Annotated in this window: 8 protein-coding genes; 1 reads left to right on the forward strand and 7 read right to left on the reverse strand. The window is 45.3% G+C overall.

Annotated features, from left to right (window positions below; translation table 11 throughout):
• Positions 1-4 precede the first annotated feature (4 nt).
• The 3 genes from QUA99_RS12225 to QUA99_RS12235 all read right to left on the reverse strand — a co-directional run bounded on the left by QUA99_RS12225 (position 5) and on the right by QUA99_RS12235 (position 3,364).
• Positions 5-721, reverse strand: coding sequence for an AAA family ATPase (locus tag QUA99_RS12225; protein ID WP_333236549.1), 717 nt, complete (start codon positions 719-721; stop codon positions 5-7).
• Between the two features lie 80 nt (positions 722-801).
• Positions 802-2,595, reverse strand: a complete 1,794-nt coding sequence (gene aspS / locus QUA99_RS12230; RefSeq protein WP_333236547.1) for an aspartate--tRNA ligase — start codon at positions 2,593-2,595, stop codon at positions 802-804.
• Positions 2,596-2,758: 163 nt separating this feature from the next.
• Positions 2,759-3,364, reverse strand: coding sequence for a hypothetical protein (locus tag QUA99_RS12235; RefSeq protein ID WP_333236545.1), 606 nt, complete (start codon positions 3,362-3,364; stop codon positions 2,759-2,761).
• 666 nt (positions 3,365-4,030) lie between these two features.
• Here QUA99_RS12235 and QUA99_RS12240 point away from each other — a divergent pair.
• Positions 4,031-4,207 carry a CrcB family protein gene (locus QUA99_RS12240; RefSeq protein WP_333236543.1) on the forward strand — a complete coding sequence of 59 codons (177 nt, stop codon included), beginning with the start codon at positions 4,031-4,033 and terminating at the stop codon, positions 4,205-4,207.
• A gap of 351 nt (positions 4,208-4,558) precedes the next feature.
• Here the strand turns inward: QUA99_RS12240 and QUA99_RS12245 are convergent, their stop codons facing one another.
• From QUA99_RS12245 to QUA99_RS33120, 4 genes are all read right to left on the reverse strand, one after another.
• Positions 4,559-5,533, reverse strand: a complete 975-nt coding sequence (locus QUA99_RS12245; protein ID WP_333236541.1) for a diguanylate cyclase — start codon at positions 5,531-5,533, stop codon at positions 4,559-4,561.
• Positions 5,534-5,543: 10 nt separating this feature from the next.
• The gene (locus QUA99_RS12250; protein ID WP_333236539.1) at positions 5,544-8,639 is read right to left on the reverse strand and encodes a response regulator; all 3,096 of its coding nucleotides are present in this window, start codon (positions 8,637-8,639) and stop codon (positions 5,544-5,546) included.
• 128 nt (positions 8,640-8,767) lie between these two features.
• Complete coding sequence (locus tag QUA99_RS12255; protein WP_333343315.1) at positions 8,768-14,257, reverse strand: PAS domain S-box protein; 5,490 nt, start codon at positions 14,255-14,257, stop codon at positions 8,768-8,770.
• Between the two features lie 722 nt (positions 14,258-14,979).
• On the reverse strand, positions 14,980-15,168 hold the full coding sequence (locus QUA99_RS33120) for a hypothetical protein (protein WP_445251003.1): 189 nt from the start codon (positions 15,166-15,168) through the stop codon (positions 14,980-14,982).
• Positions 15,169-15,461: the final 293 nt, after the last annotated feature.

The following is a 15,461-nucleotide window of genomic DNA, read 5'->3' on the forward strand; positions in this document are numbered from 1 at the left end:
CGGTTCACACGCGCACCTCCTGACCCAAATCCTTCCGCACTCTTTGCAGTATTTCCCGTTCAAGTCTGATTACTTTTGTTTGCAACTCCCACTTTTCCAAACGATAAAGAACTAAGTCTGTCTCCGTATCGCTAGCATCCAACATCGCATCAACTGTTTCTAAACTGTGGGTAGTTGCAAATAGCTGCACATCCAATCGCTGACACCACTGCACAATCCAAGTAAAGGAACTGCAAAGTGAATCAGTATGAATAGCTTTTTCTATCTCGTCAATTAGTAAAACTCCACATCGAACTTTGCTCAGCGTTAAAGCAATGAACAACAGACGACGCAGACCATCACCAACAGCACTTAACGGCAAAATTCCCAATTGTTTATGATCGATATAAAGACTGGGACGCTTGCCCCTAGGCGACAGAATTGCTAAATCAATAATTCCTGAATCTATCCCTTGCAGTAACTTAATCACTTCCGACTTAAAACGCTGAAAAGTTACTTCTGAGAGCAATTGAACTTGCAATTCTTCGATCCCATAAGAAAAAGGTGTGACTGTATCAACAGTCAGCACCGCATTTGAACAATGTGTTGATATCGCCTCTAACACGCTGGTTTTCCCTGAGTTATTCCCACCAACCAATAGGTTGATTTTACCCAAGTCCTGCAAGGTTAAATCTCGCAGGCCTCGGAACCGATGAATGGTTAAATTGTCAAGGTGTTTCATAATTATGACTTAAGCATTTTAACTGAGATGCTTCGCTTCTCTCAGCATGACACATAGGCTTTGCCTAAGTCCCGATCGCCTTATGACTTCGGCGTATAAGTCGATCGCACTTGCAACTCCTTCAACTGCTTCTCATCCACCCCAGCAGGCGCATTAGTCAGCAAACAACCAGCCTGCTGCGTCTTCGGAAACGCAATCACATCGCGAATAGATTCCTCACCCGCCAACAGCATCACCAACCGATCCAAACCGTAAGCAATGCCTCCGTGGGGCGGAGTTCCATACTCAAACGCATCCAACAAAAAGCCAAACTTATTGTAAGCTTCCTCAGTCGATAAGCCGATCGCCTCAAACACCTTTTCCTGAACTTCCCGCTGATAAATCCGCAGAGAACCGCCGCCCACTTCTGTACCGTTTAACACCAAATCGTAAGCTTGAGCTCTCGCAGTTTTCAAATCGTTAATATCGTCAGGATGCGGCGCAGTAAACGGGTGATGCAATGCTTCCAAACGCTTCTCGTCAGCGTTCCATTCAAACATCGGGAAATCTGTCACCCACAGCAGATTCATCTTGTCTTTGTCAATCAATCCCAATTCGTTACCGACAAACAAACGCAATCTATCCAAAGTCTTATTGACAGTTGTCGCGTCAGCCGCAGCGAATAACAACAAATGACCTGGTTGCGCGCCCGTGCGATCGAGCAATTCCTGTTTTTGCGCTTCCGTCAAATTATCCTTAATTGCGCCGATTGTATCAATTTCGCCGTTATCCCGCACCCGAATGTAAGCCAATCCCTTCGCACCGGCGTCGCTGGCTTCCTTAAACAAATCGCCTTTCGGGCCCGGTTTAATCCGCACGTTAGAAATCGCATCATTCCCGCCCGGAATCGGCAAAACTTTCACAATTCCGCCCGCAGCAACCGCCCCGGAAAATACCTTAAATCCCGAATCTTTCATCAAATCGGAAACATCGACTAATTCCATACCGAAGCGAGTATCCGGTTTGTCGCTACCGTAGCGATCCATTGCTTCAGCGTAAGTCAAGCGCGGAAAAGGACGAGGCAATTCTATACCTTTAACACTTTTGAAAATCTGGGAGACTAAACCTTCGTTTAATTCGATAATTTCTTCTAAAGACATGAAACTCATTTCCATGTCTAATTGGGTGAATTCCGGCTGTCTGTCGGCGCGCAAATCTTCATCGCGGAAACAGCGGGCAATTTGATAATATCGATCGAAACCGGAAACCATTAACAATTGTTTGAACAACTGCGGCGACTGCGGCAATGCGTACCAATCGCCCAAATTGACGCGGCTGGGAACTAAATAATCTCTCGCACCTTCGGGAGTCGCCCGAGTTAAAATCGGCGTTTCAATTTCCATGAAACCTTCGACATCTTCCAGGTGGCGGCGCATAGCTTTCACAACTTGGTGGCGAAGCTGCAAATTGCGACTCATACGATCGCGCCGCAAGTCCAAATAGCGATATTTCAGCCGCAAATCTTCCCGCACACTTTCATTTTCCGCCGTCGCCACCTGAAACGGTAACTGTTTGCGAACCGCATTTAACAACTCAATTTCGTCAGCATAAATTTCCACCTCACCCGTAGGCAATTTCGGGTTGAGGGAATCGGCGGGGCGGCTGGTGACTCGCCCGGTAATTTTAAGCACGTATTCGCTGCGTAAAGCCTCAGCCCCGTGATAGGAATCGGGGGTGCGTTCAGGATCGCTGACAATTTGCACGATACCCGATCGATCGCGCACATCCAGAAAAATCACCCCGCCATGATCGCGGCGGCGATCCACCCAGCCGTAAAGGGTGACAGTCTCTCCGATGTGTTCGCTTCGCAGTTCGCCGCAGTAGTAACTTCTCATAATTGGGGGTTGTGGACTAAAAATAAAGCTTTTTAATTATGCAGTATGCCTGAAACTTCTGCTGAATGCAAATGCACGCACGATCGGCATTAGCTTTGGAATTAATTCCAAAGCTAACTACCCTAACAACCCGCTGGGAGTTCCAAACCCCCGGCCGACCCTTCTAGGAATCTCCGCGATCGCTGTGAGACTTGTCAAAAAACGCCGTCAGCGCGTTCCATGCAGACTTAGCCGCATCCGTCAAGCGAGTGCCGATCGACTCAATTTGCTTCACAATAAGGTGCCAATTCTTTTCAGCTTCCGTCTGAATGTGGTCAACAGCTTGTTCGATGCGATCGCGTTCGATCAATTTATTTTGTTCCACCGCTTCTCGCGCTTGTCGCACTGCTTTCAAATAAGCTTCGCGACTGACTTCGCCGGCATCTTGGACTTGCGCTTGCGCCCGCGTTTTAATCGCATCTACCACCAGCCAATTTTTCTCAGTTTCTTGTTTAATCAGCCTGACTGCTTCTGTGAATCTCTCGTGGGCGAGATCCTTATTCTCTTCGATCGCCCCGGAGGCCTTATTGACAGCTTTTAAATAAGCTTCGCGGGTGAGTTCGCCCGCTGCTTGCACTTCGGCGGTGGCGCGTTTTTTAATTGCTTCAAACAGCGCTGCAGTTTCTGCGATCGCCTCATCAGTCGCGTCGGGCATCTCTTTTTTGACGAGTTCCGTCGTTTCGACAGTTGCCTCTAAAATTGGTTCCTCGGTTACTTTTGGATCTGTCATATCAATCTTCTCCTTTGGTAGCAAACATTTTCAAAAAATCTCACAGTCCCCGGATGCAGACTTTGTATGTCTAGCCCCAGATTAATTCGGGCAGACTCTGTTAATTTAGCACTTGTTTGCATTGTAGCTGCACAATCATAACTCATGTGGAGGATACCGCCTATTTTTCGGTACGGTTTAGCGCACCTCAGTCATCAGTCATCAGTCATCAGTCATCAGTCATTAGTTATTAGTCATTAGTCATCATTCATTAGTTATTAGTTTTTTCAATTATCAACGCTTTTTGACCAAAGTCCCAATTTCCAATTTCCACTAATCTATAAGATCGCTCACATCTAAGAATCTAATAATTTTCCGTAATTTTTTTATGATACCAGACCCTAATTTTCGAGTTCCGATCGCAATTAGTTTAGGTGCCGTTGCCAGCGCTTTGAGCCGGTATTATATCACCTTGTGGTTTGCCAATCGTTTCGGTACGGCTTTTCCCTACAGAATTTTTTTTATTAATACAGCAGATTCCACGTTTATGAAGGACACCCGCCTATCGATATCCGGCAGCAGGGACACGGCGCCGTGCCGTGTCCCTACTTCATAAACCTGGAATACGCTGTATGACTGGTTGCTGGGCTATGGGATTTTTATCGCCCTCGCTTTTGAACGAGGTTAATGGTAGCAACGGGCTTTTTGGGTGCTTATACTACTTTTTCAACTTACGGTTTAAAGACGAATGTCTTGTGGCGCGATCGATCTTACAGCATCGCTGCTGTTTACTGGGCAGGCAGTGCCATACTAGGAGTAATTGCAGTTCAGTTGGGCATCATTTTAGCGCGAATTGGCAAATAGATAAAATCGGTTTGTGCAAATAATACCTTTTTAAAAAAATAATTTTAAACAAGAATGCAACTGCAGGCAAACTCCCCACCCATACAGCATCAGTCAGTAGATTTTAGATCGGGATTGCGGACAATATCTAAGACATTTTTCGATCGCACACACCCTTAATCTAATAGAGGCAGAACTTTTAACGGGGTTGCTACCCTGTCAGGTTTAGGTGTGATGATGTGTACAGCATCGTGTTTTCCGGGCCAGGGGCTAAAGTCTGCAAGCTGTTTCCCTATCTTGTTTTCTGTTTACTCTTTCTCGGTTGAACTTACGTTTAATAAATAATGCTTATGGCGCTCGATATCGCTGTTCTCAAAAGAAAGGTTGATGATTGAAACAGCGTTTGGTGCGTTTATGCTCGTACATTAGTTTGTCAGCCTTTGCCAGCAATTTTTCTAATAAAACTTCATTGTTTAAATCCCCAAACTCCACACCAAGACTTATTGATATATAAGCTCGCTCGGACTGTTGATTAAAGCGGTCTATATTTTCTTGCAGCCGAGCATGGAAATTAATAGATGAATTACCCGAAAAGTTAGTAATAAATAAAGCAAATTCATCTCCTCCCAGTCGAGCCACAATATCCGCCTCGCGAAAGGTTTTCTTCAATATTTGAGCTGCATCAACGATTACTCTGTCTCCCATTTCGTGTCCTAAAGTGTCGTTAATGTTTTTCAAACCATCTAAGTCAGCGAACAAAATAAAATAGGATGTTTGCGTGCGCCGAGCAATTTTTAGTTGTTGCTCTGCTAGTAAAAAAAAGCCCCGTCGGTTATATAATCCAGTTAATTCATCGGTCACGGATAGCTGCCTTACTTCTGCTTCTGCCCTCAGACGTTCTTGGATTTCGTGTTCTAAACGTTGATTTTGTTCTAGCAGTTGTTGGCGTTGCTGTTGGATGAGTAATTGATTTTTTACTCGCATCAGCACTTCCTGCTCTTGAAAGGGTTTGGTAATATAGTCTACGCCACCCAGTTCAAAGGCTCGTACCTTGTTTTCCAGTCGTTCGAGCGCACTGATAAAAATAACCGGGATCTGAGCACTCGCTTCCGATGCTTTTAACTTTTGGCACACTTCGTACCCATTCATCTGGGGCATATTGATGTCAAGTAAAATCAGACTCGGGGGGTCGCGATGAACACCTTGGAGTGCCATTCTGCCGTTGAGAGCTTTACGCACAGTATAGCCCTGTGACTCTAGAATTTTGGCTAACAAGCGCAGATTGTCTGGGGTATCATCCACGATGAGAATATTCGTTTGGGCCGCAAGTTTCAATAGAGTTGTCATGGTGTTGTTCCTAAATCTGGGTGAGAGTTGCGATCGCTTCAAGCTGAAAGTTATCGACCAAATAAGTCATCGCCTCGATGAAATCTTGTTGATCCTTGGGAATTTGAGCGATAAGTTGATAAAGCTTATTATCACTAAGATCGAGTGCTGCTTCATGAACTTCTGCAATCCACTTGGTTGGCATGGTTTTCAAAGCAGGAGTAAATATCTTTGGTGGCGAAGCTGATGACTCTCGCGGAACTTGTTTGGCGTAACAGTAGCGGACACCCAAGTGATGAGCTATTTTGTCGAAAAGCGTGTCTTCAGTAAACGGCTTGGTAATGTAGTCATCGCAACCGACTTGCAAACTGGCGGTGCGATCGCCTTCAAAAGCATAGGCAGTTAGGGCAATGATGCGTGTCCTCGGTGTGTTGTCCTGTGGAATTTCCTCTCTCGCGTCTGCTGATGACGAATGACTAATGACTAATGACTGTTGCGATCGAATCTGTCTCGTCGCTTCATAACCATCCATGACAGGCATTTGAATGTCCATCAAAATCAGGTCAGGGTGCCATGCTTGCCAACGAGCGATCGCCTCTGCCCCATTCTCTACCGCACACACTTCAAACCCAACAGACTCCAGCAGTGTCACCAGCAGTTGCTGATTTTCTGAAATGTCTTCTACTACTAGAATTCGGTAGATACGTTGCCCTGGTTCCAGGCCGATAATCCGATTGCTAGTTTCAGTTTCCTCTAAATCAAGCGAGTTTGGTAGCTCCAAAACAACTTTGCAGGTAAAAGTCGATCCTCGATCCAGAGTGCTTCGCACGGTGATATCGCCTCCCATCAGACGCGCAAACTCACGACTGATAGACAGTCCTAAACCCGTTCCTCGATCGTGACGACTGCGATCGGTTTGTATGAAGGCTTCAAAAATTGATTCTAAATCTGAGGGAGAAATGCCCGATCCGGTATCCTCAACTTCGAGACACAGGGTAATAGTTGGTTTAATATCGGGTTGATTTGTGGCACCATCGTGTAGCGTACCGGATGGCCTATCATCTGATGCAAAAGCTTTTCCGTGCAGTGCAATCTTTCCTGTTGTTGTAAACTTGATCGCGTTCCCAAGCAGATTAATCAAGATTTGGCGAAGTTTTGCTCGATCGCCACAGACATAACAGGGGACAGTAGCATCCCACTCGCTGCTCAGATGTAACCCTTTCTCAAGCGCTTTGAGAGTGAACATCTCGTTAATAGAACCAAGCAGTCGATGCAGATTAAAACAGCTTGTAGTCAGTACCAATTGCCCTGCTTCAATCCTAGACATTTGCAAAACATCGTCGATCAATGTCAGCAGGTGTTCCCCACTACGGCTAATGATGCCTAAATGCTCTTGAAATTCTTCTGGGATATGGGGGCTGCGATTCATAAGCTGGGTAAATCCCAGAATGGCGTTGAGTGGCGTTCTGAGTTCGTGGCTCATGTTGGCAAGGAACTGGCTTTTGGCACGGTTGGCTATTGCTGCCCTTTCTGCGGCTTGTTCTAGGGCAGCTTGGGAAAATTCCAACACCGCCAGCATGAGGATATTTCTCATTTCGGCGGCAGCTTCTAACTCTGCCATCTGCCACGGATAAGACATTTCCCGCACTGTCTCTTTCCACAGTTCAAAGGATTTGCGGGGAGACAGGTGCATTTTTCCAATTTCGTCGATCGACACAGAGTCCTGTGGATTGCCTGCCCAGTTTACGGTTTGAATTTGTTCGGGTCGGAACCAAAGGATATGGTATGACTTTTGTTTGGCGTAGCATAGCAAGATTGAGATTGCTAAAACACCGCTAGCTCGATCTTTGAATTGCTTCGCTTGGGGATACAACTGAGACAGAGAAGCCGTTGCAAACACTCGTTCCTGGTTGTGTTGCAGCAACCACTGTACAAGCTCGTTAACATCTGCTTCAGATGGTGTTTGACCCACCAATGTCAGACGACCATCGAGCAGAATTGCTGCCCCTTGAGCGTGAACCAAATCTAGCAGTTGAGAGGTATCTTGGGTCAATACCTCTTCGATCGCATTAGACTCTTGCCGGAATGCTTGCTGAAGTTGATCCTGAATGTTTTTCCCCTGCGAGCGGTAAACGTTCAATTCGCGCTGTTGCTGATGCACCAGTTCGATCGAGGCAAATTGTCCTAAAAATTCACAGGTTTTGCGAGTTTCGTAATCTATCAATCGCGGGCTGTAATGGTGACAGGCAATTAATCCCCAGAGGCGCCGATCGTCAATTAACGAAATCGTCAGTGTCCCAGCAACTCCCATATTCTGCAAATATTCAATGTGGTAGGGAGATACTCCCCTTAACACACAGGCACTTAGATCCTGGGGTTTATCGGTTAGGGGATGGTTGGTGGGAATTAGGCGGGCCGGGGTGTAATTGATATTGGGAATTTGGCGCACCCAGTTGCGGTAAAACAATTTACGGGCGGGTACGGGAATATCGATCGCCGGGTAATGCAATCCCTGGTAGCTTTCCAGATAGCTTTCTTTCTCTTCGGCAATCACCACCCCATGATCGTCGGCTTCAAAGCGATAGACCATCACGCGATCGAACCCAGTCGTGGCTTTCACTTCTCTAGCAATGGTTTGAGCTAAGTCAGAAAGACCGTTCGTACTGCGAAGGTTGATGATAATTGTATGCAGACGATGATAGAAATCGATTGAATGATTATTTTCAATAGGCAATTCTGGTTCTAGCTCCAGAATTAACCCATCTGGTGTTTGATACAGTGTGCTCCTAAATCTTTGAGTTTTGCCGTGTTTTCCATGTGTTTTTAGATCTAAATAATTCTGAATGTTTAGTGTTTTTTTACTTAAATAGCTGACAATTTTTTCTACTTGAGCCTGGGAAAATAACCGTTGCAATGGCTGGCCTAGCAATTCTTCTGCCGCCATGCCAAAAAACTCTTCTACATTTTCACTTACCTGTAAAATGTTGAGGCAGGTTCCTTGCAGCAAGAAAACAATTCCGTGGGGCTGAATATGACCGGGAGCATACACAGATTCTTCGGTACACTCCTCTAACATTGTTAAATTGAAAGGAGTGATTTGGGAGGGGTTTGTAACGTTTTGACGCATTTTAGGTCAGTTATTCTCAATAAAAATTAAGGAGTCATTTTTTTCAAAAAGTACCAAAGATTCGCTTTTATTCCTGTGCGCTGTTCCTGATTTTCTAGTCACAATCAAACGTTTAACTGGCGAACAGCTTATGAGTCCAATGGAGGAATTTCAGTTAAAAAATTACCTTTAATTATATTAAGAATTTGCTCAAATTGATACTGGTTGGCGAGTTTTGTCACATGAGTACCGAAGTGAGCTAGGTCTGAGGAAAGTTGAGCTACCAGTTCAACGATCGCAAGATCATCCCCACATAAAGCAGCATCTTCCAACTCAACCACCCATTCTTTTGGTAATGTCGCCAGAAGCGTTGGATCGAGGCAATCTGGAACCCCAGAGGTAACAGCACAGAGGTAAGAAGGAAAACGATTTGTTCCCCGTTCCCCGTTCTCTGTTTCCTCTTCCTGATATATATATTCTAAACCCAGGTATTCGGCCATCTTGAGAAATAGGGTCTGTTCCCGGAAGGGCTTGCTGATGTAGTCGTTGCAGCCAGCAGACAAGGCGAGGGCGCGATCGCTCTGGGAAGCCTGGGCCGTAAGTGCAATAATGATACTTTTCTGTCCGTCTTCCATTGCCCGAATTTGCTTGGTAGCTTCGTATCCGTCTAAAACGGGCATCCGAATGTCCATCCAGGTTAAGTCGGGTTGCCATTGTTGCCAAATCTGCACCGCCTGCAGTCCGTTAGTAGCTTCTTTTACCTCTAATCCTAATTGTGTCAGTAATCTGACCATTAGCAAGCGATTTTCTGCTCGATCGTCAACCACCAAAATGCGACGGTGCGGTTGATTGGGAGCCAGCCCGATCGCGAGGCGATTATTCTCTTCGGGTGTAACATTAACTCCGCTGATGGGGCTGACGGGAAGTGTAAAGGTGAAGGAACTCCCCTGTCCCAGAGTGCTGCTGACAGAAATTTTTCCGCCCATGAGTTCCAACAATTTGCGGCTAATGGTCAGACCTAGGCCAGTACCGCCGGTCGATCGCTTCCCAGCTTGGGCTTGCACAAACGCATCGAAGATGGTATCGAGTTCGACCGCAGCAATCCCTACACCTGTGTCAGCGACTACAAACTGGAGAATCGGCCGAGTTGCGGTTAATGCCTCTGTACCGTCCGCCTCAATGCTGACTTGCAAAATAATGCTTCCCCTCTCGGTAAATTTGATGGCATTACTCAGCAGATTGAGCAACACCTGGCGCAGTTTTTGAGCATCGACAAGCATAAATTGGGGAACTTCTGGCGCAATCTCGAAATAAAGGTCAAGTCCTTTAGAACTTGCTCGTTCCGCCAACATATTTCGGAGGGAATGCAGCAGCGAAATTAAGTCAAATCCGCTTTCTTCAACTGTGAAGTGTCCCGATTCAATTTTCGAGAGATCCAGCACATCGTTAATCAAACTCAAGAGGTGTTCCCCACTCCGCCGAATTGTTTGCAGGTCTTCTTTTTGCTTGGGAGTTAGGGAGGGGTCATGGGTCATCACCTGAGCAAATCCCAGAATCACGTTGAGGGGAGTGCGTAATTCGTGGCTCATATTGGCGAGAAAGGTACTTTTTGCCAAGTTCGCTGCTTCTGCAGCTTCCATTGCGTGCTGCAGTGCCAGTTCTTTTTGTTTGCGATCGCTGATGTCTTTGTGGGTTCCAATCATCCGTAAAGGCTTACCGCGTTCATCGCAAGTAACGACTTTCCCGTAGTTGGCGATCCACTTCCACTCACCTGACTTGCAACGCAGGCGATAGTCAAAGGCATACTTAACTGAGCTATCTTGCAAGTGACTGTTGAGAGACTCCAAAACCCAGAATTTATCATCAGGATGAACGATCCGTTCCCAGAGGTTCCAATCCATCACCAATTCACCCGGCTTGTAACCCAGCATCTCCTGGTAGTAGGAATTAATGTAAACTTCTCCAGTTTCAATTTTCCAATCCCACAGTCCATCTCCAGAGGCTTCTAGTGCCAGCATCAAGCGTTCCTCACTCCGTTGTAAAGCGGTTTCCGCTTGATGCTGTCGCGTCACATCGATCGCCACACCACCTACTAGCATTTGCCCAGATAAGTCGGGGATGAGAAATTTGTAAACCAGAAACTCGCCCAGGGTTCTATCTCGACGGGACGCAATCTCGATCGTTTCCATTACCTCGTAGGTTTGAGCAACCTTTTGGATATTGTCTAGAAATTGTTGGGCGATGGCGGCGGGGTAAATTTCAAAAATGGATTTTCCAATCACATCGTCAGTGGGTAACTCGAAGGTATTGAGATAAGTCTGGCTGGCATAGAGCATTACACCATTTTCATCGGTAATCCAGGCAGGGGCAGGGCTGTGATTCATGAAGGCTTGGAAGCGAGTTTCACTCTTTCGGAGTGCCTGTTCTGCTTGTTGGCGTTCCGCTTCGTTGCGTTTGCGATCGCTAATATCCCGGCAGATACAGAAGTTCATCATCTCATCTTGTAATTCCACCCGGTTCCAGCTAATTTCCACGTCATATACAGAACCATCCTTGCGGCGATGTCTCGTTTCAAACAGCGGAATAACCTCCTCTCTCTGCAGCATAATTTGTAGTTCTTCCCTCGTCCATTCAGCATCCCAATCAAACACGCTCAGATTCAGGGTTTCTTCTGGGGTGTAGCCCAGCATTTGAGCAAAACTGGAACTAGCTTCGACAACTTTTCCGACCCAATCCATGACCACAACACCGTCGAGGGAAGTGTTGAAGAAGGCTTTACTCCGCAGGAGTTCCTGTTCTAGTGCAAGTTCGGCTTTTTTGCGATCGCTAATATCTTTCATGAAGCAGTAATGCCCCAAAACTTGATGCTGTTCGTCGTAAGTTGAAATCATCACCACTTGTTTGTAAAAAACCGAACCGTCTTTACGAATCCCTTTCGTTTCAACTTCAACTCTGCCCTCTTTCACCATCTGCAAATAGAGGGCAATCAGTTTTTTCAACTCGTCGGGATGTACGGTATTTTGCCATGACATCCCGATCATTTCTTCTGGCTGATAGCCTGTCATGTCAGCATAAGCTTTATTCACATAGAGGTAACGCCCTTGTACATCTAGTTTGGAAATGCCGGACACTGCATTTTTCATCACCTCACTCATTTCTCTAAGCTCTGCTTCAGCGTATTTGCGATCGGTGATATCTTCTGAAAAACAAAGCAGGTACTGGGGCTGATGCTGTTCGTCGTAAATGGGAATCTTCACCGTATGCAGCCAACGTTTTCCCAGACAATGACTGTCAATGACTTCTTCGAGAATATCCTCAGTCTTACCTTTCTCAAAGGCTTCTCTATCCTTTTGGTCAAAAAAGATAGCCTGTTCTGTTGGAAAAAAATCATAGCCACTTTTGCCGATCGCTGCTTCGGCTGAAATGCCAAATAACTGTTCGCTGGTTTTATTCCAAAACTGAAATACGCCAAATCGTTGAGGCTTTGCGTCTTTAACAAAAACCGCCACCGGTAAATTATCCAGCAGTGCTTGTAAGAAGTTGCGAGTTTTTTGGATTTCCTGCTCTACTTTTTTACCTTTACTAACATCAATAAACGTAACTACAACTTGTTCTATTTGACCGTTTCGATCGAACTCCGGGTAGGCATTAACTAATACCCAAACACAACTATCAATTTCTTTTTTAATTCCTAAAACATAATTTGTGAGGGAACTTCCACTGGATAAAACCTGATTTACCGGATATTCCTCTAGGGGCATAATGCTGCCATCTTCCCGCACAAAATGCCAGGCCAGAGATATCGCAGTTTTTCCCAGCATTTGATCCGTTGAAAGCCCTAGCAATTCACCGGCAGTTTCATTGCATAATTGGATGCTGGTATCTGTCGCATGAATCACAAAACCCGCATTTAAGTGATCGATCAATTGCCGATATCTGGCTTCGCTGACCTGTAAAGCAAATTCAGCTTGCTTGCGCTCGGTAATGTCGGTGTGAGATCCAGCCATCCGAATTACCTTACCTGCATCATCCCAAAGTGCCTGACCGCGATCCAAAATCCATTTGTAGGAACCATCTTTGCAGCGAACGCGATGTTCTGTGAGATAGAAAGGAGTTTTCTTGGCAAAATGGTCTTGAACGGCTTGCATCACCCATCCCAAATCATCGGGATGTACCAGATTAGTCCATTCGTCTAGAATGTTTTGGATTTCGCGGTCTTCATAGCCCAGCATTTGCTTCCAGCGACTAGAAAAGAAGACCTCATTGGTTTGAACATTCCAATCCCAAATGCCGTCATTATTCCCGCGTACAGAAAGTTCCCAGCGTTCTTCACTTTCACGTAGCGCGGCTTCTGCTTGTTTGCGATCGGCAATATTCCGGGCAATCTTTGAAGCTCCAATTATATTCCCTGCTTGGTCTTTAATGGGGGAGACACTCATCGAGACATCGATTAATGTTCCATCTTTCCTCAGCCTCTTTGTATCGTAGTGTTCGATCCGTTCTCCTCGCTGGATTTTGGTGAGAACTTCGTTTTCCTCATCTCGATACTCTGCGGGAATCAGTTTTCTCCCTGATTGCCCTACTATTTCGACGGCTGTATAGCCAAAAATTGTTTCTGCTCCTACATTCCAACTTGTCACTACACCATCTAAATCTTTACTGAGAATGGCATCTTCCGAAGATTCAACGATCGCAGCTAGTCGGGCGATCGCAATTTCTGCCTGTTGTCGCCGGTGAATTTCCCATTTCAACTGGCGATTGGCTTTTTTGAATTTATCGACTTTGCAATAACTAACTTGTGCCAGATACATGACCCACACAAGCAGCACAACTAAAACTAAGCCACCAATGAATACAACTCTCGGCCAATAAAACTTGACATTTTCAACTAATTCTAAACTTGGATAAACATCTATTCTCCAGTCTACACCATAGGCTTTCACTACAACTGTTTTCTGAGCAAAATCTGGAGACAAAGACTCTTGACCGTAGAGCAAATTTGTGCCACCATAGATAGCCACATTGTATCCGGGCGATACTTTTAAAATACTTTCAAATAGAGTTTGAAAATTAAAAAATCCGACGATCGACCCATCAAAACGTTCACCTACAAACAAAGGAAAACTTGCTATAAATCCTTGCTCCCCTTGAACAAGTAAAATATTGCGACTTAAGATAGGTTGACGCAAATCACGAGCTACTTGCAAAGTAATTTTGCGACGCAGTTCCCCATTCAAATCTAGGTTTTGCGCTGCCTCATTCCCTGCCGCTGGCGCAACCCATCGCACTTTAAATGATGGATCGACTAATTGGATCGCCTGATAACCGTAGAAATCCTTTACATAAGCCTCTGCATCGGCTTCCCAAACAGCCTTTGGTGTACCGCCATTGGCTTGCCAGCGATTCGCCATTTGCCTAAGCGTCAACACCCGAATGGATAATCCTTCGGTGAGTTGTGACTGAATCGCATTGGCTTCCTGCTGAATTAACTGTTCGATGTGAATTTGTCCGTTGATGGTTAGCTGTTGCCACGTAAATAAAACAGCAAGAGAGGCCACCACACCAAGCAAAAGAGGCAGCAATCGCTTAAGTCGTGTTTGGCGTAAACTTATAATTACTTTGCGTCGAGGCATCACCATAAATTAAGCGATAAATGAATACGGCTGTCTTCCCTTTCTTGGGGGATAGTTGGGTAATTTAATGATGCCATAAAAAAGTTTATATCGTGAATACCAGTTAGCCATAAGACAATATCTAAACTTTATTTCCCCTACATTGAGCTATTATATTCCACGGCAAGAATGTTATTCTTTAAGCCCTAGCCCTCTAACTAGATTTAGAGAGAGCGAGCGGCCACATCTGTTCTGATTGTAAATATGTATTGTTTGCCAACCTTGGCGACAAAACCAGCAGATTTGATGCTTGCGAACGCGACTGAGAATTTGATTCGAGCAGCAGGGGGAGTGTGTCCTAAAGACCTATTTTTTAACTAAAGGGTATTTGATTCTTGTTGCAAAGTGCTGTAAGCTCGGTTGAAGCAACCATAACAATACCCTAGAAAAAAAAAATAAAGATTTGGTAAAGAATATAAAACGGTTAAGGAAAAGATACAAGTTTAAACATTCCGTAATAAAATTAAATGCGCCGAGAGTTTTTATCCCACAATACGCACCTTGTAAGGTCCGATCTGGTTTGTTATAATTGTATACTATTCAGATGCAGCTTGCGATCCCCGTTCCTAGATAAAATGGTTTTCCTGTTCCCTGTTCCCTGTTCCTTAATTGGATATGAGGCTCTAAATCCCAGCCTAACACATTGGCACTTTGAACGAGAACCATAGCTGGAGCGAGGGGATTCACTATCACTGCTGGCAGGTGATACGGAAACTTTTAATTAATTGTTGACTGTAGCAAGGTAATAAGTTGTCAAAACAATTCTTGCCCAAAAGTTCTTTGTGTGTATAACCCGTGACGCAGAAGAAAACAGGATTTACGTAGTTAACATTTCGCAGTCGATCGAGTCGGACGCCGATCGACTGCACGTTATCCAATAGCGATCGCCAGCTTCGTTATTGATGATAGCCGATCGCGCGGGCAAAGCAATTAGGTTATCGGCTTGGCGATTTTGGCTGTGCCAGCTTTTTTGGGGCTGATATAAGCAATCCTTGCAGGAGTCGTAAATTTTTTACTCCACCCCAACCCTCCCCGAACCCGCTGGGAGTAAGAAATTGACAAATGATTTAGGATTGGTATAGTGCTGTTGCTACTTCAGCGCATTTATCTTAATCCGCGCGATTTTAAAGCAGAAGCTTTAGAAATCAAATGTCAGTTTGCCAGAGTTTTT

The organism is Microcoleus sp. F10-B2, from assembly GCF_036704965.1.
Classification (GTDB): domain Bacteria; phylum Cyanobacteriota; class Cyanobacteriia; order Cyanobacteriales; family Microcoleaceae; genus Microcoleus.